Origin of the sequence: Paraburkholderia sp. (assembly GCF_049581445.1) — a bacterium.
GTDB lineage: Bacteria > Pseudomonadota > Gammaproteobacteria > Burkholderiales > Burkholderiaceae > Paraburkholderia.
In genome coordinates, this window is record NZ_JBAURZ010000358.1 from 45176 (window position 1) to 65248 (window position 20073).

The following is a 20073-nucleotide window of genomic DNA, read 5'->3' on the forward strand; positions in this document are numbered from 1 at the left end:
CCGTCGACATTCATCCCCGTGAGAGACCTCGCATGAAAAGCTTCTATCGAACCCTGCTGCTCGCCGGCGGCGCTGCGCTGCTCGCGGCCGGTTGCGCGTCCGGGCCGCAATACAAAGACGTGGCGTCGTCGATCCCGACGCTCGCGCCTGACGATGGCCGAATCTACTTCTTCCGCTCGGATTCGTTTGCAGGCGCAATGCTCCAACCCGAGATCAAGCTCAATGACAAGGTGGTCGGCCATTCGAAGGCTGGCGGCTTCTTCTACGTCGACGAACCGGCGGGCAGCTATACCGTCGCTACCGCGACAGAGGTGACAAAGACGATCACGTTCAACCTGAAGGCCGGCGAGACGAAGTACGTGCGCACGGCAGTCAGCATGGGCGTGCTGGTTGGACACATCACGCCGACGCTCGACTACCCGGAAACCGCGCAGTCGGAAATTCAGACGCTTAAGTACGTCGGCGATGCGGCTCCGACCGTCGTGGTGGGTCCGCAGACGAGCGTGACGACGTCCAGCAAGATGTAATCGCCTCGGGGAGCGCAACGACTGTCCCTCAGCGCTCCCCCTTCTATTTCGGGCCTACACCCGCCCGGCACAGTTCCCGTGAAGTGACCGGCACAGTCTGGCCGCTGGATCCCCGCTTTGTCGCAATCACCACGATTCAGCCCGCGCTAACGGGTATCAATAAGAAACATCTCCCGGAGTGTTGCGACATTAGCACTTAGCCACAGCTCCTCTCCGGGTGTCAACGATGTACCCGGAGAGGAGCTGTGGCTGATACTGGCCGGTTGCACTCACAAAGCTACGACGCCGCAAAGCTGCCGGAGCCGCAGCGAATGATTTTGAACATTGGCTTGAGGTGATGGCGGCGGGAAAACGGGAATGAAGCTAGCTAGTGACCGCTCGCATTCCCTTTCCCCGCTAACGCACTAGCGCGCTGCGCTAAAGCTCAAGGCTGTGCTAGCTGCCACTGCAGCACCGGCGACGCAGCGCCCGCGGGCAACGCCCACACGCCGCCGGCTCCAAAGTTCCAGGTTGGCCCGAAGCTCGCCGCCGTGCTCATCTGCGCGGTCGTCAAAGTGCTAGACGCTGGCACAGGGGTGCCCGATCCGACACCACCGGCCGGAAAACCAACGCCCGGCTCAAGGCCCGGCTCTACGGAAATGTTCCAATACACATCGTTTGCAATGGTGCCCTGGTTCGAGCCAGCAAGGCCGCCGACTATGCCTACGACCACCACTTGCGGCGACGCCGTGTAGGACTGCTGGATAGTGCCAGTGTTTTCGCCGACGAGGCCCCCGCGGACCGCCTCCGAGCCAACCGTCCCCGTTGAATACGATTCGTTGACGGTACCCGCATTGAGCCCGACGAGCCCGCCGGTCGGGCCGGTAATCCCGGAAAAAATGGTCCCGGTTGCAGCGACCTGGATTATGGTGCCGAAGTTCTCACCGACTGCGCCACCCGTAGCGATGCCTACGCCGGATACGAACGCGCTCTCTGACGATTGCTCGATTGTGCCGCGATTGATCGCAACAATGCCTCCTGCCGCTGGACCGGGCGTGACGTTGGCGTCATTTTGGCCCGACACCCTGCCGCTTATGTTGACGTGCGTGACAAGCCCGTCGTTCTCTCCCGCAAGCAAACCGTCGGGTCCATCGGAAATGGCAAGGGCGCTCAGATTGAGGTTGCGCACCACGCCTGTTGTGCCGATCACAGAGAACAGGCCTGTACCGACGGTACTCACATCGGGTTGGCCAAACAGAGCCGGAATGGTGAGCGAGTACCCCATGCCGTCGAATTGACCGGTGAAGGGCGTGCCGCTCACGCTGCCGAGCGCGGGTACGCTGGTCATTGCCGGCGCAATCACATTGGTCCCTAGCGCGTAGTCACCCGCAAGGTTGTTGTTTACCGCCTCCAGATCGGCAATGGAGTTGACAAGTTGATAGGCAGTGACCTGCGTGACAAGACCGCTAAACGGCGCGGCGCTCCAGGCGCTGTTGCTGTCTATTGCGCCAGCCGTGTACGTACCGTTCATGTCGTACAGTGCGGACACGATGCCGGTGCTCCCGGACCAGTCAATCGTCCCCAGGTTTGTCACGCTGCCACCGTTGTCGATGGCGGTTGAATCGGCGCGCAGCGTCAGATTGCCAGCGCCTTTGTTGGCAATCGTCATGCCGGGCGCCAGCGAGATGGAGTGGTACGCATTGAGTGCGAGCGTCGATGCACCGTTCCACGTCATGCCGTCCTGCACGTTGATATCACCGGTGGCCCCGTTCGCGCCCGTGGCGTTCACCGTGACCGAGGTGCCACGCGACAGATTGCCCGCGAGCGTAATCGCAGTCGCACCTCCGATCGTGAAGACCGGTGCCGTGAGATTCCATTGAGCGGCATGGACGTTTGCGCCATTGATGTTCAGCGTGTTGCCGCTGGTGTCCAACGTTCCGCCGCTGCCATCTGCATTCGTCGCACTGATGTCGGCATTCTGCGCGTTGACGGTGCCGCCATCCGCTACGAGCCATACGTGACCGTCGCGCGTGGTGGTGCCGGTTGCGCGCAACACGCTGTGATTTCCGGCGAGCGCGTAGACGTTGCCGTCCGTGGCTTGCAGATCTATCTGCGCTGCGCGGATCGTGCCTGCATTGAGTGCGTTGCTGCCGTTGCCGGTCTGCACAAACACCTGCTGCCCCGTGGATGAATCCTGTAGCAACACCTGAGTGCCGGCGGCGAGTTCTGCCGTGCCGTTCGGGGCGCTAATGGTGCCGAGATTGGCCACTGCCTTGCTTGCAACGAGGAACACGTCGCCGCCGCTCGAACTGATTCGGCCAAGGTTGACAACAACACCGTTAGATGTGCCATTCAACGTCAATGGGCCGCCTGCCATGAACGAGTTGTCGTCGACATCGAGCGTCGACGCCACGAAACGGCCGCCCGTAGTCACGAGCCCATTCGGCCCGACGAGCACGCCTTGTGGGTTGATCAGATACACGCTGCCTGTCGCAGTCAGCTTGCCGTCGAGCAAGGACATTTCGTTGCCTGTCACGCGATTGAGTGTTGCGCCAGTACCGTTGCTGAAAGAGACGGTATTTCGCGCGCCGATCGAAAAACTGCACCAATCGATGACGCCGTTCGTGCTCGACTGCGTGATGTTCAGATTCGCGCCGTTGCGTGCGATGTTTCCCGAGCCTGCGACGAACTGCCCGCTTTGCGGCAGCGGCGGAGCAGCATTCGAGCACGGAAGCCACACGACTTCTGCAAACAGCAGCGTACAGAGCAGTGTACTTCGCGCGTTCAGACGGAAAGGCGGAAAAGCGGGGATGCGTGATGAAGCAGGAAAAGAAGCGTGAAAAAAGCGGGCACGATTGAGTTGTGTCGCGGTGGCACCACGATGGTTAAGGAGCATGTGAATCTCCCCCAGAAATGTGTCCCCATGTCCACTCGCCGTCGCATGCACGACGACACATGAGACCCACGGAGCGGCTATTGAACGCGGATTCGATGGAGGTAAATGTGCGGTTTACCGCTTTATTTTTCCGCAGCGCGGCGAATCTTACGAGGTCATTGAAACGTGATCTCGCGCGCTTCATCTGCGTAAGCAAACAAGTGCGGCACAAAACTGCGATCTGACAATCTCGACAGCGTTGTCGTATGCCCAGGCACGAACGATGCGCGGGATATCACACGCAGCGCTTGGGTCGGCCGAAACCAGAGAGACGTTTTTAATGCTGTCTGTGTGACCGCAGAATGTCGACCTCATCATTGCCAGACGAGTTAATCAACATTAGGGAGTAGCAGAATGAATACGAAACGAACCATGGGCGCAGTTGCCGCTGTGCTATTCGGCATTACAAGCTTGGCGTACGGCGAGGGCTGCCTGAAGGGCGCCGCGGTCGGTGGGACTGCCGGACACTTTGTGGGCAATGGTCACGCAACGGCAGGTGCGGCAGGAGGATGTGCCGTTGGGCATCATGAGGCGGCGAAGAAGGACAAAAAGGAGGCTGCTGCCAACGCTCAGGAGAAGCATGGATCCGCGCAGCAGTCGTCGCAACAATAGCGACCCGTCACGTGCTCAGTCGACGATAGGCATTCAGGTGAAGCACAAGGCCCTGCTTGTCGCCACGCTTGCCTCCTGGCAAGCCGAGGTTATGGTGAGCGTTTCGGACGACGTCTGCCGCGAGCCACAAAGCCCTTTGGCGTTGTATTTGATGCGGGCCCGAATTGAACCGAGCGAGGACTGTTGGGTACGTCTTGTAACCACCGAGACGTACCCAACGTCAGGTTGGAAAGCTAGTCGAGATTGTCAGAGCTGACGAGCGCGGCCACCACTAAAGAGCCGCACGATGAAGAGCAGAATGACTGCTCCAATAAAGGCGGTAATGAGTGACCCAATGATGCCGGCACCCAGGTGCAGGCCGAGCACTCCACCAAGCCAACCTCCGATAAACGCCCCGACGATGCCCACTATGATGTCAATAATAATGCCGAAGCCACCGCCATCGACAACCCGACCGGCCAAGGCGCCAGCGATGCCACCGATGATGAGCCAAAATATGATTCCATGCGAGACCGGGTCCATTGTTCGTTCCTCCTAGGTTGAATTTCTCTCGCCTTTGCACGCAAGGCGAGCGACTGGTATCGCACACGAGCAAACGCCGTTCCTGCTATGGGTCGAGCGTCTGAGTAGAAATGCTGTGGGGCAACAGCACCTCTGAGAGCTACCTTTGCCACGCCTTTAAATCATTTGCCTGGAGAATGCCGTGTTCGTCGTAGGGGTGAGCCCATCTTCGTTCAATAACCGCATCCCAAAACTTGCCGTCCGAAAGTCCCGACAGGTCTGCGACGACTTCGGCGAATGCGTCCCGGATGGCACTATCCGACAACGCACGCGCAAGATGATGATGGTCGATGACAAAGTGTCGGTCGTGTTTTGCAAGCACCGTCGGTATCGGAACCGTTTTTATAAACTGCTTGAGTCCTTTCGCATTCAGGGACTCGAGATGTTTGCGCTTCGCTTCCGCACAATCTTTATGTTGATGGTCTTCGTCATTGCTCGTCTCGCTCTATCCAGACAGTTTAGTGTGCAACGAACTTTTCGCGCCGATATCGTCACACTTTCTCGCTCACTTGCAGTATGTAGCATGGCTCGCCAAACACTCTGCATCCCACTTCTTATTAATCAGGATCGCGAACGTTTTGCGCTGGTTTAAATGTTAGCGATAAGCCACTCTATCCCCGCAAACTGTCCATCGTGTGATGGCAAACTCTCATAAACCAAAAGGCCTTACAAGCATCGCTTGTAAGGCCTTAGTTTCTCACGCCCGCTTTCTGCAAGCTGCTTCACCGGCAAGTACGGCGTTCGAAAAGAGACCAATCCCCCGCGTCTTTCACAAGCACGACCTCACACTCGTCGTTATTGAACATGCCGACGGGAAGCGGCGCAGTATGGTGGACAAAGAAATATCGATAGATACGTCCCTGCACCGCATGCCAGTCGAACTTCCGTGGACCCTCTATTAGTACCTGATTCACCGCGGCCGGCACGCGGTCGGGCCTGAACCGCACAATTTGCGGCAGAGCGGTTGCAAAATTGAAATCTACGAAACCGCCCTTGTCCACCTGATACCAGAGCGGATAGTGAAGGTAGGTAAACGCGTTGTGGATGTCGGCGCTCTCGGGCGCGAAGACGACATTGAGTGCGCGCTGGCCCGGTTCAGCGGCCGCGAGCACTTCCTCAAAGGGAGCGCTCGCTAGCGCGAACCGATGTTGCCGTATGCCGATAACGCACAAAAAGCACCAGCAGAACAACACAACTGCGGTCCGCACAAACCATGAACTGTCGAGCCATTGACGCCCTTTCGACGAAACAGGCACGTCACCCGGCGCAACCTCGCGAAACACCAACACGTACGCAGGCAGGAGAAATATTGCGAAACGTTGGTAGAGGGCCGACACACCGAGAGCGTCTGAAGGGACTACGAACCAGATGCCCAGGACGGCAGCAATCATGACGAAGGCTGTGGGATCCTTCCTGTTCAGTTTGGCTCCCATTAGCCAGGGTGCTGCCAGTAGAAAAACCACTCCCAGCAGAAGGTACCAGTCCTGCTTTGTCGTCGCGACTGTATAGAGCAGGAACGTGAAGCTTCGGTGCCAACCTTCAAAGATGGCCCAGCTCCATGAAAGTTCGACCCCGCTTGGCACCAGCAGATCGTTATGGTGAAGCGCAAAGTTGTATCCGAGCGCCAACAGCCCAAGCACGGCGTACGGAGCGAGCGCCGCTAGTACCCGTAGGGGGGTTCTGCAGATAAACGGAATAAATGCGGCACCGGTCGCGCATGCAAACAGGAATACGAGTCCGTGGGAGAAAAACAAACCGATGCCTGCGAGACAAAGAAGAAGTCCGCCGGACACACTGCGCGTTTGCGCAAAGCGGCGCGCCAGAATCAGAAACAGAAGGGCCAGCGGCGTCGCAACCAGATAACTATAGAAGCCCCATTGGTACGCGAAACCAAAAAAGCCAGGCACTAAAAGCCAGTCTAGACGCCGGTCGGCCTTGAATTCTTCGCGCAACTTGACGCCCGCTGCCACGTAGCCATAGAACGCGAGCATCATCACGAGCTTCAGGGCCGCCACGATCGGCATGATGAACGAAAATATCAATGCCAGTCCGTAACCCAAAAGGTACGGTGTGAAATAGTTGATCCTGACGAGATCGCTCCAGCGCGAAGTACCTGTTGCAAGATCACGCCAGATCGCGACCTGAGCCGCGTGCTGGGGCAGATCGACCATGCCGGGCCGAGGCGCAATCCAGAACAGCATCCCGGCGATGGCAACGGTGCACATCAAGAGGACACGGTCCAGCCGTTCACTGGAAATCCAGTTGATGCCCTTGGGGGCGGCATTGGATACGACGCTCATGAGTAGCCTTGCGGACGTAGGAAAGCAGTACAGACGAAGGCGCACTTAGCCTGGCTCAGTGCGCCTGTCCCCGGAGAGTCAATCCGACGCGGCGACATTACGCGGCATGGCTCTTGCAATGAACCTGCGGGACAAGCGACTGCCAAGGCGCATCCCCGGGCGTTCGACGAGAACGTAACCCAAATGACTAACCGGAACGATCAGCGCTGCGACGAGCGCCAGGGACGGCACCACACCCAGGCGATTGCCGACCAGATGAATGAGCGCGAACAGCACAATGGCGTGATACAGGTACAAGCTGTATGAGATCTTGCCCAGAAACGACAGTGGCGGAATCTGGAGGAGCCGGGAAAACCACGGCAGCGCAATGGCGCAAGCGATGATGCCGCAGACGGCAAGCATCACCAGCCAGTCAAACAGATACACCCGGGCCTCGGCCCACGGGAGAACGGCGAGCCGCCCCGCCACTTCATACAGCACGAGCGAGCCGGCAAGCAGGATCACGCCGACGCCGCGCGTTTTGCGCAGCCACTGGGCGATGCTGTCGCGATGCCGGGCCAGCACCGCGCCCGTCACGAACATCAGAAGATAGTGCAACGTGGGAAGCCATTCGGCGTTCCCGCTTGCCTGCAAAAGGGGATGATTTGTCTGTGCGGCGTAAATGCAGACGGCAACCGACAACGCTGCTGCGCCGCCAATGGCCTGCCAGGCCGGTACGCTGAACACGATGAATACGACCGGCATGAATAGTAAGGAAATACGCATCTCATACACGAGGGACCAGATGATGGGGTCCAGACGATAGGTTTCGAACGGCAGGACGAACAGCACGTGTTGCGCCAGACTGACGTTGGCGAGCGTCGACGGCCAGACGTCGTTGAACCACTTGCCCGCCCAGGGGACCGTGCCGCGATAGCAGAGGGTGTAACACACAAAGGCGAAGGCCACCGCGCCCAGATAAGGCAGATAAATTCGGCAAATGCGTCGGATCACGAACTCACTGAAGGTCAGTCTGCGCCTTCCATAGATCTGCAGGGTAAGAACGAATCCGCTCAAGGTGAAGAACAGGATCACCGCCTCACGGCCGCCGCCGAACAGACGCCACGGCAAGCGGCTCAAGAGTTCCGAAGGAGCCAGCAGCGCGAAGTGCGAGAGTACGACCGTCAACGCGGCTACCCCGCGCAGCGCATCGAGTTGCCCATAGCGCTTGTCCTGGTCCATCGTAGCTCCATTTCGGTGGGATGTATGCGAGCACATACGTCAGATCGCCGAAGCAGATCTTCCGCGCATCAATGATTCCCGGTTTTCTGGAGCTGTTCTGTGTTCTGGCGAACCGTGTAGCGCGGTAAGCAGAACGTAAATCCATTCGGATAGCTAAAAGCGCTGGCGGTCTGAAGTACAGCCTTCCGAATTTGTGCGGCAGGGAACAGACTGTCAGCGGCTCGCGCCCCACTATGCCAGCGTCGCCATCTCCGCGCTGCGCCCGTGGTCGTCCCACAGCGCCCGTCCGAATTGACACGAACCAACGCCACCCGCTGACCATGTCCCAATCGCCCGAAGCCAGTTCGCTGGACCTCAAACGGCACCTGCCGTACGGGGATGCCATACGCGTCCGCTTGCCGGGTGTCAGGCTGTACGTCGGCATGATGGGCATCGCGCTGGCGGCGTATGTATTCGCCATCCTGTTTGCCCCGATCCGGCGCGAATGGGACACCTATCTGTCGTTCTCCCACCTTTACGTATGGACCGCCGAACTCAGGTCGTTCAACGTGCTATCGACATGGACGCCGCTCGATGCGAATGGCTACGGGTCGCCGTTGCCGTTCTTTTATCACAAGCTGTTAAACGTGATAGGCGCGGCACTGAGCATCGCCAGCGGAGACATCGTTATCGGCTACCGGCTGACGATCCTCACGTTTTCGGCGACGCTGTTCGCCGGTATCTACCTGTGCGCGCGACGGCTAGGAGGGGACCGGATCTCGAGTTCGGCAATGGCCACGGCGTCGGTCCTCGCGCCGTACTATATGCTCAAGATCTACTTCGGCACTGTTGCGGATTACAGCGCCGCCGCGCTGATCCCGTTCGTTGTCGCGCTGGTGCTCGATGCGCGCGAAGGCCGCTTCGGCATGACGAAAGCCGCGGCGCTGCTGGCGACCCTGCTCCTACTCGAACTTGCGCACGTGCTGGTGGCCGCGATGGCGTTCGGCGTGCTGCTTCCGGTGGTCGTCTATCTGTGTATCTCGACACGCAAGGCGTACCTCGCGCTGATCGCGACCATGCTCGCGCTGGTTGTGTTCATCGGTTTCTTCTACGTCCCATTTAATTTCTGGAGCGCCGAATTCTCTCCCGCCCAGGCCTTCATTGGGGGGGGGGTTGAGAACCATCTGCTTGGTCTCTCGGACTTGCTGTCACCCTCACCGCTTTCGAGTTTCGGCTGGCCTTACTTTGCGTTGATGGCCGGCGTGGCGTTGTACGCATTCCGTGCGCGCCGGGTCACCGATCCGCGCATGCGCGCCGCGTTTGTGCTGGGTTGCATCAGTCTTGCCATCGTATTCATGACGATGAAAATCACGCGGCCATTCTGGCTACTCGGTGGGCCGCTCGAATTCATCCAGTTCCCCTTTCGCCTGCTGTCGGTCGCTACCCCGCTTTGCCTGGCCGCCGTTGCCGGACTGCTGGGACAACTCCAGCCCCGTACCAAACGTTATGTGCAGTTTGCAATCCTGCTGTTTGCGCTGGCGAATGCTGCACGTCTCGCCAGCATCGGACTTCACATAAAGTCGCCTTATTGGCCCGCAGAGCTCGCAATGTCGCATGCGGAGTTGAATCGCGAAGTTCCTCCCCACCAGGTGATCGGTCCAGATGCCGGGGGCGAATACCTGCCGGCGGCACTTCACCCGGTTCTGGCCCGCACCGATGTGTTCAAAACTCCCATCTCGACGATCCTGCCGGCGCCGCGTCCATTCATCGAAGCTGACGGCTGCCGCTACCCGGCCATGGCTCATCCATCCACGCTGCACCTTCTGCAACTACCCGTGACGTGCGCGGCTGGCGGGACCCTACGGATCAACCAGTTCTCGACATCAATGCTGGAAAGCTATGCGACGAACGGGACGACCACGATCCCTCCACGGACAGACAGTCTGTTTATCGATTTCGCTCTGCCGCCCGGTCAATGGACCGTCACCGTCAGACAGCGCAACTGGCTCGAGCTGACCGTGCTGGCGTGGCGCGCCAAACTGGCGCCGTTGTGGCACTGACCGCACTCGCTGCGACCCACATCGATCCCGCTCAATCGCCCGCGCTTTCCATCATCGCCGCCGCACGCGCCTTCACTAGCACCGCAGGCTGCGCAGGTTTGTTCGAGAAAGCGAGCTTGCCGCTCGCCAGCAGTTTGAAGGTCGAGACCGATCCCGCCACAGCGAGCAGAATGGGAATCAGGAAGTCATGACTGACCCGCGTGAACTCGAGGATGAGTACGATCGCGGTCAGCGGCATCTGCATCGACGCCGCGAGGAAGGCGGCAGCGCCCACAATCGCGAACGCCCCTGTGGACGTACCCGGCCATATCAGGTTCCACACACCGCCGAGCACAATGGCAAGCAGCGCCCCATTCGCGAGGCCCGGTGTGAGCAGGCCGCCTTCGGCACCCGCGCGCAGGGTGCCCGCTGTGATGGCGACCTTGAGGATTAGCAGTATCGCCGCGAGTCCAATCGTCAACTCGCTATTGAATGACAGACCCGCGGGCCCTTTACCGTTGCCCAGCAACTGTGGAAAGTACACCGCCAGCGCGCCGATGATCGCAAAGTTGACCAGCGCAAGTACCGGCAATTGCCAGTCCTTCGGTGCGTGAGCGCGGGCCCGGGTTGTCAGCCAGACGAAGCCCCACGCCGCCAACCCGAAAACCGGCCCGCACACTGCCGACCATACGACAAGCGGCGTGCCGAGCGCGAGTTGCTGCACCTGATACTGATGTTCATTGCCGAGACCAATCCACGCCACCACGGCGGCAATCGCCGAGGTGGCGACGGCCGGCACGAGCGCCGCCCAGCCAAAGGTGCCCAACAGCACTTCGAGCACGAATACCGCGCCGCCGAGCGGCACGTTGTAGACCGCGGCAAGACCTGCGCCCGCGCCGCATGCGACCATGATCCGCCTCTCGGCAACCGACAAGCCCGCCCGATGCGACAGCCAGCCGGCCCAAACCGAGCCGATCTCGCGCGGGGCCACCTCGCGTCCGAGCGGTGAGCCCAACGCGACCGTCACGATCTGCAGCAGCGCGTGCACTACCGTGCTGACGACAGGCATGCGTGGATCGTCCGACTTCACCGCTTTCTTGATACTGACTAGCGGCCGCCCGAACCGGTACAGCGTCCACCAGCCGAGCCCTGCGACGAGGCCGCACGCCACCAGCACCAGTACCCGGCGCCCGGGCGCAGCGGTTGTCACACCCTCCAGAAAACTCTCGCTGCTGACGACGTGGGTCAGGCTGTAGCCGAAGGCCACGTGTTGAATCCAGTGGAGTAGCAAGGCCAGCAACATCCCGCCGAGACCCGCGCCGATGCCCGTCAGAAGAGTCACGCTGACGAATACGATAAGCGGGCTTTGCTGGCGGGGCGCTTCCCCGTTCGGAATGGAGCTGGTTGACATGACGTGGGCAGAAAGCAGGGGGATCGGTGTTCAAGATAATATTGCGCACCGCACCATGAGGCAAATTACTTTTTAAACTTCACTGATGCAAGCAGTGCATAACCAGGACGTCTGCCCCCGCCACATCGACGCCAACCAAACATCTTTCTTCAAGAAAGCTTTCGAATTGATTATGATGCCACCCTTCTGAATGGCTGTGCTTTAAAACGCGTTACCCAGCGCACATTGCTGGAGATTTTATGCTGCTAGATTGTTAAGTGTGTATCACGCGAAGAAACAGGCGCGCTCCGGATTCATGTCACTACGTGGCGAGGAACAGAAAATGGAATGCTGCCTTATCCAGGCCGGGCGTATCCGGTATTCGTCTGTACACCATCATAGTGCATTGGCAGCTATTCCATCTAAAAGTGAGCGCAGCGACGTTTCCGCTTCCCGTCATATTCCTGTCATGGCATGGAGATGACTTAAAACGTATTCCCGCCCCGGCAGCCGCCGTCCGAGACGCGAGCTGGATTTAGTAGATCCGACCAGAAAGTGAAAAGCCAAATGAAAGCCATACATTACAGATATTTAATGCTCTTGATGGCGTTGGTAACCTTCATCTGGATGGCCTGTTTTTTCATGCCGTTTCCGGCGGATTTTGAAGACAGCTACATCATGCACCGTTACGCCCAAAACGGCGTGGATGGCTTCCTTTATGAATGGAACAGGAACTCCGGCCCGGTACAGGGAACCACGGGCGTGGCGTGGTTGACGCTTGTCACCCTGCTTGCGAAGCTCACCCGGTTCAACGTCATTTCTGTCAATTCGTATACAGGCCTGATTTTCGCAATTCTCACCTTATTGACCATCTATGCAGCGTCCATTCGAAATTTCAATTCGAAGAATCGCTGGATAGCGCTCTGCCCGTTGATCCCGATCATTTCAAGCCCGTATTTTGTCGTGGCATCGGGCAACGGACTCGAAACTTCAATCACACTCTTTTTCGTGGCGTTTTCCATTTATTTGCTGAGGACGTGCCGAGCTTCGGGCAAGGAATCTATCTGGCTCGGCCTGTTTTCGGGGTTCATGGCCCTCGTGCGGCCCGATTTGCCGCTGTTTCCACTTTCACTTTTCCTGTGCGCCATTCTGCTGTCCCCGGTTAGCCTTTCCCAGCGCGTGAAACATGGGGGTCTGTTGCTTCTCGGCGCGCTTGCCGCCGGTTTGCTTTCCCTGTTTTTAGCCAAGATCTCTACTGGTACCGCCCTTCCGCTTTCCGCAAGCCTGAAATTCGCCCTAACCGATCTTCTCCTGGGTCGCCTACCGGGGTCGCAGTACAACTATATCGCGGGATACCAGTTGAGCTTTCTGGGCTACCTGACCCCGCTGATTATTCTCGCGCTCATTTCCACGATTCTGCTCGGCGTCAACGAATCGAGAAAATACCTCCCCATTTACGGCGCGTGTGTTGTCTATTACGCCTATCTATTTTCGGTATTGCCGATCATGGATGTGGCCTACCGCTTTCAATTGCCCTTGCTCATTGGGATCTCGTTCTCCATCGTTCATTTTTATGACTTCATCGTAAAGTCGGGTGTGGCTGAAAAGCGAGGCTATATACTGCTTTTCGGGATTGCTTTGCTTTTGGCTTTCGGCAACGCTGGCCTCCTCTCTTCCGAAAAGAAGGACGCCAAGATGCTGCATGCCGATCATGGCGATTTTGCAGAGATCGGGAAAAATCTCAGTAAATTCGACGGCATTAGCATCGCATCGCCGGAAGCCGGAAAATTGGCTGCATTCTCCGAGAAGAAATTCTTCGACACGGTGGGTCTGAACGATCGGTTTGTCGCAGAAAACAAAAACAAAGCCAACTATGCCGCACTGCTGTCGAATTACCTGCATTCTGATTTCGGAATGCCTGACGTTTATGTCCGCAAACTGGATACTGACGATCCCAAATATACTTTTCTTGAAATTCTCCCGGACTTCAAGGAAATCTACGTCTGCAACAACGACGGCAATCAGGAGCATCTGGGCAAGGTGATCTGCGTCTACAAACTCAGCAGCCACTTCAAGCCGATTATTTCCAGTCTCGCTGAGCTAGGAATCGAACTACCTGCCCAGTAATGGCAGCAATCTCAAGACCGCGGGGCCTTTACGGACGGTTCGCTGCAAGCGCAGCGAACCGATTCCTTAGAAACCACCAAAAACACCACAAGCCGCCATCTCTGGACTGGATGTCGGCTTGTCCCATTTATTACACTCCCCAAACACTGAGACACCGCCCCGGGCGCGCGTCCTGTCCAAAGCTTAGGGACATTCACTGAGAAAGCGCATTTCAAGCATGCAGACGCTTAACGCTCAGCGTACACTCCCACGAAGCCCGCACCACGGGGCGTGCGGGTAGCAAAGCGACTCGCCGTAAGGCACGGGTTGTTCGGAGACTTGGAGAAAAAACACATGAGTTGGACTCGGGAGCAGAAAAACGTCACGATTGCCGCCTACCTGGGGTGGACACTGGACGCATTCGATTTCTTTCTAATGGTGTTCATATTGAAAGATATCGCCAGTGAGTTTGGCACTGACGTAAAGACCGTCGCTTTTGGGATCACCCTGAGCCTCATGATGCGGCCGGTCGGCGCGCTCATTTTCGGCTGGCTCGCTGACAAATTCGGCCGCCGCCCCACGCTGATGGTCAACATCGCGTGCTATTCGTTGCTCGAACTGCTGTCCGGCTTCTCCCCCAACCTCACCACCCTGCTCGTGCTGCGTGCCCTCTTCGGGATCGCGATGGGTGGTGAATGGGGCGTGGGCGGCGCCCTGACCATGGAGACCGTACCGGCGAAATCGCGCGGCATAGTCTCCGGCCTCTTGCAGGCGGGCTACCCGAGCGGCTACCTGCTCGCCTCGGTCGTGTTCGGTGTGTTGTACCAGTACATCGGCTGGCGCGGCATGTTCATGGTCGGCGTGCTGCCTGCCCTGCTGGTGCTCTACGTGCGTGCGCATGTACCGGAATCGCCCGCATTCAAGACCATGGAAAAGCGTGCAAGGCCCGGCCTGATCGCCACGCTGAAGAAGAACGTCGCGCTGTCGATCTACGCGATCATCCTGATGACGGCGTTCAACTTCTTCTCGCACGGCTCGCAGGATCTGTATCCGACCTTCTTGCGCATACAGCACGGTTTCGATGCGCATACGGTCTCGCTGATCACGATCGTGCTGAATATCGGCGCCATCATCGGCGGTCTCTTTTTCGGCTTTATGTCGGAACGGATCGGCCGCAAGCGCGCCATCTTCATCGCGGCGTTGATTGCACTGCCGGTGTTGCCGCTGTGGGCTTTTTCGACCACACCTGTCCTGCTCGCCGTCGGCGCATTCCTGATGCAGATCTCGGTGCAAGGCGCATGGGGCGTGATTCCGGTCCATCTGAACGAAATCTCGCCGGATGAAATCCGCGCCACTTTCCCGGGCCTCGTGTATCAGCTCGGCAACCTGCTCTCGTCCGTCAACGCGCCGATGCAAGCGGGCCTCGCCGAGCAGCACGGCAACAACTATGCACTCGTGATGGCGGTCGTGATCGGCATCGTGGCCGTGGTAATTGCGGTACTGATTCCGTTTAGTCGTGAACGGCGCGGCATAGATATGACGCAATCAGCAAAAGAGGTGGCCGCGGTCTAGAACCCGCGTCATCTATGTAGCACCTGCAGCACCGAAAATACATCACAGGCGGCCTCAGGCCGCCACGCCAGACTGTAAGACGAGGCCGTCCCGATTTCGATCGGGACGGCCTTTTTTTATTCCCGCGCGCGCCGCGTTTTGATGCACCGCAGCCACGCATTTTTAGAGGAGTCCGTCCACGCCCAACCCTTGCCACCTGAACCTCATCCTTCTTATCCTGAAAAAAACGGTCGTTTCAAATATGCACTTGAATCGCTTGTTTGCGGCTGGGATACCAGCAATGGGAGACGCAACATGGCAGTTCGCTCGACAGGCCGGCACGCCGGCGACACGAAGTCCCGCATCCTCGACGCCGCTGAAACATTGTTCATTGAATGCGGCTATGAGGCCATGTCGCTGCGCCAGATCACCTCGCGCGCCGAGGTCAATCTCGCAGCGGTCAACTATCACTTCGGCAGCAAGGAAGCGCTGATCCACGCGATGCTCTCGCGCCGCCTCGACCGCCTGAATCTGGAGCGGATCAAGCTGCTCGAGCGCTTCGACGCCATGCTCGGCGCGCGGCTAACCTGCGAACACGTGCTTGGCGCGATGTTCATTCCGGCGCTGCGTCTCTCGCGCGATCCGCATGTGGGCGGCAAGGCATTTCTGCGTCTGTTGGGGCGGGCCTATACCGATCCATCATCGTTCATTCGCGACTTCCTGAACGGGCATTACGCATCGGTGGCAGAGCGCTTCTTCGAGGCCTTCCAGCGCGCGTTGCCGCATCTGCCGCGAGAAGAACTCGGCTGGCGCCTGCACTTTGCGATTGGTGCGCTGTCCGGTGTGCTGGCCGGCACCGACACCGACAGCCTGATCTCGGAGTTCTCGCAGGGCAAGTCGATGAACGATCTGCAACTGATCGCCCGGCTCGCTTCGCTGATGGTGGCCGCGCTCAAGGCACCGCTGCCCGATGCAAGCCAACTGGCAAACTTCGCGGCAGTACTCGGTGATGCTGCCGATGGCACGGCAGACGGCGACAGCGACTGCAGTGACCACGACGGCGCCAACCCGCCTGCTGCGCATATGGCAAGTGAACCCGGCGTAGCGGCCGGCACACCGGAACGTCGGGGCAAACCGGCCGGCGTGTCGGGCCCATTGCGGCACACCGCGCACGGCACGGTCTGAGCTGAGGATGAACCGGAGCGGGCCAGTGAGTCAGGCGCTCACTGGCCGCCCGGTGGTCGCCAGGCGCACCTGGCACCGTATCTGCTGTCCAACATAAAACGCGATCGAACGCGAACCTTGAGGGATCGTGCGCATGCGCACGCGTATGCACGCACCATCAAACGGGAGGAAACGTCATGTTATGGTTCTTCATTGTGCTGGTTGTCGCCGCTGCAGCGCTTGTTTATATACAGGCGCGCGCCTCCTGGTGGCTTGCGTTTCTCGTCGTGTGGGTCGCCGCCGCCCATCTGAGCGGCGCCGCGGGTTCTGTCGCGACCGTTGTGCTGGCGATCGTATTCGTGCTGCCGGCCCTCGTATTGACGCTCAAACCACTGCGCCGCTTGTGGATCTCCAACCGGGTGCTCGGCATCTTTCGCAAGATCCTGCCGGAGATGTCGCCGACCGAGCGTGACGCCATCGAAGCCGGCACTGTCTGGTGGGACGCCGCCCTGTTCTCTGGTCGCCCACACTGGGACACGTTGCTCGGACACGGCCCCGCCACGCTCACTGCGGAAGAACAATCGTTTCTCGATGTCGAATGCCAGCACCTGTGCGATCTCGCGAATGACTGGGAAACCACCGCGATCTGGCAAGACCTGTCGCCGCAGACATGGCAATACATCAAGGAACGCGGGTTTCTCGGCATGATCATCCCGAAGCAGTACGGCGGTAAGGAGTTCTCAGCGTACGCGCACTCGCAGGTGATCATGAAACTGGCCACACGCTGCTCGGCGGCCGCCGTCTCGGTGATGGTGCCGAACTCGCTCGGGCCGGCGGAGCTGCTGATGCACTACGGCACCGAGGAACAGAAAAACCACTACCTGCCGCGTCTCGCGCGCGGCGTCGAGATTCCTTGCTTCGCGTTGACCAGTCCATATGCGGGCTCGGATGCGGCCGCGATTCCCGACATCGGCGTGGTTTGCAAGGGCACCTTCGAGGGCCGTGAGACGCTCGGCTTTCGCGTGACGTGGGACAAGCGCTACATCACGCTTGGACCGATCGCGACCGTGCTGGGACTCGCCTTCCGCGCGCTCGATCCCGATCACCTTCTCGGCTCCGAGGACGAACCCGGCATCACCTGCGCGCTGATCCCCACTTCGCATCCGGGCGTCAACATTGGCCGCCGTCACTGGCCGCTCAATGCGGTATTCCAGAACGGCCCGAACTCGGGCAAAGACGTGTTCATTCCGATTGACTGGGTGATCGGCGGGCGCGCGCAAGTCGGCAACGGCTGGCGCATGCTGATGGAGTGTCTGGCGGCCGGGCGGGCGATCTCGCTGCCGTCGTCGAACGTGGGGATGGCGAAAATCGCGGTGCGCGGCACCGGCGCGTATGCCGCCGTGCGTCGCCAGTTCCGCACCGCTGTCGGCAAGTTCGAGGGCGTGCAGGAAGCACTCGGGCGCATGGGCGGCAACCTCTACGTGATGGACGCGGCTCGCCGCCTCTCCGCGCACGCTGTCGATCTCGGCGAAAAACCCTCGGTGATCTCCGCCATCGCGAAGTATCACATCACGGAGCGCGCCCGCAAGGTCATTAACGACGGCATGGATGTCGCCGCTGGCAAGGGCATCTGCATGGGGCCGTCGAATTTCCTCGCGCGTGCCTATCAGCAGGTGCCGATTGCGATCACGGTCGAAGGCGCCAACATCCTGACGCGCTGCCTGATCATCTTCGGCCAGGGCGCGATCCGCTGCCATCCGTATGTGCTCAAGGAAATGGCTGCGACCCGTGAGAGCGACCACGCAAAAGCATTGCGCGACTGCGACGAAGCCTTCTTCGGCCACGTGAGTTTCACGTTGTCGAACGTGGTGCGCAGTTTCGTCTATGGCATCACGGCAGGCGCCTTCATCGGCAAGCCGCAGCGCGCCTATGCGCCGCTCGTGCCGTACTACCGTGCTGCCACGCGTATCTCGACCGTGTTCGCGCTACTTGCGGACGTGTCGATGTTCGTGCTCGGCGGCGATCTGAAACGGCGCGAACGCATTTCCGCGCGGCTTGGCGACGTGCTCTCGCAGCTCTATCTGATCTCCGCAACCCTCAAGCGCTTTGAAGACGAAGGCCGCCAGGAAAGCGATCTGCCGCTCGTGTGCTGGGGGGTGGAGGACGCATTGCATCAGGCGCAAGAGGCCATTGATGGCGTGCTCGTCAACTATCCGAACCGCGTCGTTGCGGGCCTCGTGCGCTTGCTGGCGTTTCCGTTTGGTTTGCCGTATCGCGCTCCGGCCGACGACCTCGGCGGCGCAATCGCCGAGCTGATGCAAACGCCGGGCGCCGCGCGCGAGCGGCTGGTGTCCGACTCGTATGTGCCGCATCCCGATGTCGACCCGCTCGGTTACGGCGAGTTGCTGTTCGCGTTGAATCCGCGCATCACCGCGATCGACCAGAAACTGCGCGACGCTGTCAAACAAGGTCTGCTCACACCGATGCCGCAAAGTCTCGCGCATCTCGGCGAATGGACTGCCGATGCGCAACAGCAAGGGCTGATCGACGCCGACGAGCGGCAGGCTCTGGACGACTATGCACGCTACGGCGCGGAGTTGGTGAAAGTGGACGACTTCGAGGCGGACTTCGGCATGCTCGAGAGTTTGCAGCGGCGCAAGGAGGCGCTGGAGAAGGCCATGCAGCTGGCTGCGTGATTTGCCGCGCTAACCGTTGCTTGAGTTGCCGCATGAATCACTGCATGCGGCACCGCATAAGCTACTGCATGAACGATTAAATGCGTTGTAAGAAACGCGCCCCGAAAAGTTGCTACACAAGCAGCGCACCGTGCACACTAACGCACTCGCAGGAAAGCACGCGCAGAGTACGAACGAGGGAGGTCCGCGCCTCGCGCACCAAGCACGACAAGCGGGCAATCCCCATGGGCAACGCCATCCCGATTGGCGAGCGGAGTGATGGAACATGAACGACACTTACCTGAACTTCGTGAACTCGCCGTTTGGCGCGCGCCTCGTGCGCTCGCTCGGCTTGCCGAAGCCCGAGGTATTGCGCCGCTATCGCGCGGACCAGCCTGAATTCGATGGACTGGTCGCGGTCGGCGCGGGACGTGAGCCGCATTTGCTCGGTGCGCTTGCTGACGTGATTGCACGCACCGGATTGACCAGCGTCGCGCATCAAAGTGCAGGGCTATGGGTACCGCTTGCCACACGTCACGGTCTGATGACGGGCCGCTTCGAGCCGGCTGAGGGCGGTTCGCATGGGCGCCTCGCCGCCCTGGTGTTCGACGCGAGTGGGATCGACGACAGCACGCAGTTCGATTCGCTGTACGGGTTCTTCCATGATGCACTGCGTTCGCTCGGCAAGTGCGGGCGGATCGTCGTCCTGGGACGACCGCCAGAGGCATGCAAAGCACCGCGCCAATGGACGGCGCAACGGGCGCTCGAAGGGCTCACGCGTTCGCTCGGCAAGGAAGCCCGGCGGGGCATCACGTCAAACCTTCTGTACGTCGCGCCAGGCGCCGAACGCGAGATGGAGGCGACCTTGCGCTTCTTTCTCTCACCGCGCTCGGCCTACGTGTCGGGGCAGGTGGTACGCATCACCGCTGGCTCTGGCTCTGGCTCTGGCTCTGGCTCTGGCTCTGGCTCTGGCTCTGGCTCTGGCTCTGGCACCGGTGCGGGTGCGGGTGCGGGTGCGGGTGCGGGTGCGGGTG

General features: G+C 59.7%; 13 protein-coding genes and 1 pseudogene. 8 read left to right on the top strand and 6 right to left on the bottom strand.

From position 1 onward, the window contains the following. Window positions 1-32: 32 nt before the first annotated feature. Complete coding sequence (locus tag WCA85_RS30640; RefSeq protein ID WP_424068690.1) at window positions 33-527, top strand: DUF2846 domain-containing protein; 495 nt, start codon at window positions 33-35, stop codon at window positions 525-527. A 424-nt stretch (window positions 528-951) separates the two neighbouring features. Here the strand turns inward: WCA85_RS30640 and WCA85_RS30645 are convergent, their stop codons facing one another. Beyond that, a complete protein-coding gene (locus tag WCA85_RS30645) occupies window positions 952-3402 on the bottom strand; it encodes a beta strand repeat-containing protein (protein ID WP_424068692.1) in 2451 nt (816 codons plus the stop codon). A 393-nt stretch (window positions 3403-3795) separates the two neighbouring features. On the opposite strand from WCA85_RS30645, the gene WCA85_RS30650 reads away from it, so the two are divergent. Continuing rightward, window positions 3796-4053 carry a hypothetical protein gene (locus WCA85_RS30650; protein WP_424068694.1) on the top strand — a complete coding sequence of 86 codons (258 nt, stop codon included), beginning with the start codon at window positions 3796-3798 and terminating at the stop codon, window positions 4051-4053. 246 nt (window positions 4054-4299) lie between these two features. Here WCA85_RS30650 and WCA85_RS30655 read toward each other — a convergent pair whose 3' ends face one another. The 4 genes from WCA85_RS30655 to WCA85_RS30670 all read right to left on the bottom strand — a co-directional run bounded on the left by WCA85_RS30655 (window position 4300) and on the right by WCA85_RS30670 (window position 8135). Next, window positions 4300-4575, bottom strand: coding sequence for a GlsB/YeaQ/YmgE family stress response membrane protein (locus WCA85_RS30655; protein ID WP_424068696.1), 276 nt, complete (start codon window positions 4573-4575; stop codon window positions 4300-4302). A gap of 139 nt (window positions 4576-4714) precedes the next feature. Further along, a complete protein-coding gene (locus WCA85_RS30660) occupies window positions 4715-4987 on the bottom strand; it encodes a ParB/Srx family N-terminal domain-containing protein (RefSeq protein ID WP_424068717.1) in 273 nt (90 codons plus the stop codon). 349 nt (window positions 4988-5336) lie between these two features. Beyond that, complete coding sequence (locus WCA85_RS30665) at window positions 5337-6914, bottom strand: hypothetical protein (protein ID WP_424068698.1); 1578 nt, start codon at window positions 6912-6914, stop codon at window positions 5337-5339. Window positions 6915-6992: 78 nt separating this feature from the next. Beyond that, a complete protein-coding gene (locus tag WCA85_RS30670) occupies window positions 6993-8135 on the bottom strand; it encodes an acyltransferase family protein (RefSeq protein WP_424068699.1) in 1143 nt (380 codons plus the stop codon). 320 nt (window positions 8136-8455) lie between these two features. On the opposite strand from WCA85_RS30670, the gene WCA85_RS30675 reads away from it, so the two are divergent. After that, window positions 8456-10174, top strand: coding sequence for a 6-pyruvoyl-tetrahydropterin synthase-related protein (locus WCA85_RS30675; protein WP_424068701.1), 1719 nt, complete (start codon window positions 8456-8458; stop codon window positions 10172-10174). 31 nt (window positions 10175-10205) lie between these two features. On the opposite strand, the gene WCA85_RS30680 is transcribed toward WCA85_RS30675, so the two are convergent. Beyond that, window positions 10206-11564, bottom strand: coding sequence for a chloride channel protein (locus WCA85_RS30680; protein WP_424068703.1), 1359 nt, complete (start codon window positions 11562-11564; stop codon window positions 10206-10208). Between the two features lie 546 nt (window positions 11565-12110). Here WCA85_RS30680 and WCA85_RS30685 point away from each other — a divergent pair. The 5 genes and pseudogenes from WCA85_RS30685 to WCA85_RS30705 form a co-directional block, all read left to right on the top strand. After that, window positions 12111-13670, top strand: coding sequence for a hypothetical protein (locus tag WCA85_RS30685; protein WP_424068705.1), 1560 nt, complete (start codon window positions 12111-12113; stop codon window positions 13668-13670). Between the two features lie 333 nt (window positions 13671-14003). Further along, complete coding sequence (locus WCA85_RS30690; protein ID WP_424068707.1) at window positions 14004-15221, top strand: MFS transporter; 1218 nt, start codon at window positions 14004-14006, stop codon at window positions 15219-15221. Window positions 15222-15515: 294 nt separating this feature from the next. Continuing rightward, a complete protein-coding gene (locus WCA85_RS30695; protein ID WP_424068709.1) occupies window positions 15516-16385 on the top strand; it encodes a TetR/AcrR family transcriptional regulator in 870 nt (289 codons plus the stop codon). A gap of 176 nt (window positions 16386-16561) precedes the next feature. Then, window positions 16562-19060 carry an acyl-CoA dehydrogenase gene (locus WCA85_RS30700; protein ID WP_424068711.1) on the top strand — a complete coding sequence of 833 codons (2499 nt, stop codon included), beginning with the start codon at window positions 16562-16564 and terminating at the stop codon, window positions 19058-19060. 265 nt (window positions 19061-19325) lie between these two features. Further along, window positions 19326-20073, top strand: a pseudogene (locus tag WCA85_RS30705) (3-oxoacyl-ACP reductase); the annotation flags it as partial.

Excerpts from the sequence above, each read along its gene's own strand:
- WCA85_RS30640 (WP_424068690.1), top strand. The coding sequence starts at position 33 with ATGAAAAGCTTCTATCGAACCCTGCTGCTCGCCGGCGGCGCTGCGCTG.
- WCA85_RS30645 (WP_424068692.1), bottom strand. The coding sequence starts at position 3,402 with ATGCTCCTTAACCATCGTGGTGCCACCGCGACACAACTCAATCGTGCC.
- WCA85_RS30650 (WP_424068694.1), top strand. The coding sequence starts at position 3,796 with ATGAATACGAAACGAACCATGGGCGCAGTTGCCGCTGTGCTATTCGGC.
- WCA85_RS30655 (WP_424068696.1), bottom strand. The coding sequence starts at position 4,575 with ATGGACCCGGTCTCGCATGGAATCATATTTTGGCTCATCATCGGTGGC.
- WCA85_RS30665 (WP_424068698.1), bottom strand. The coding sequence starts at position 6,914 with ATGAGCGTCGTATCCAATGCCGCCCCCAAGGGCATCAACTGGATTTCC.
- WCA85_RS30670 (WP_424068699.1), bottom strand. The coding sequence starts at position 8,135 with ATGGACCAGGACAAGCGCTATGGGCAACTCGATGCGCTGCGCGGGGTA.
- WCA85_RS30675 (WP_424068701.1), top strand. The coding sequence starts at position 8,456 with ATGTCCCAATCGCCCGAAGCCAGTTCGCTGGACCTCAAACGGCACCTG.
- WCA85_RS30680 (WP_424068703.1), bottom strand. The coding sequence starts at position 11,564 with ATGTCAACCAGCTCCATTCCGAACGGGGAAGCGCCCCGCCAGCAAAGC.
- WCA85_RS30685 (WP_424068705.1), top strand. The coding sequence starts at position 12,111 with ATGAAAGCCATACATTACAGATATTTAATGCTCTTGATGGCGTTGGTA.
- WCA85_RS30690 (WP_424068707.1), top strand. The coding sequence starts at position 14,004 with ATGAGTTGGACTCGGGAGCAGAAAAACGTCACGATTGCCGCCTACCTG.
- WCA85_RS30695 (WP_424068709.1), top strand. The coding sequence starts at position 15,516 with ATGGCAGTTCGCTCGACAGGCCGGCACGCCGGCGACACGAAGTCCCGC.
- WCA85_RS30700 (WP_424068711.1), top strand. The coding sequence starts at position 16,562 with ATGTTATGGTTCTTCATTGTGCTGGTTGTCGCCGCTGCAGCGCTTGTT.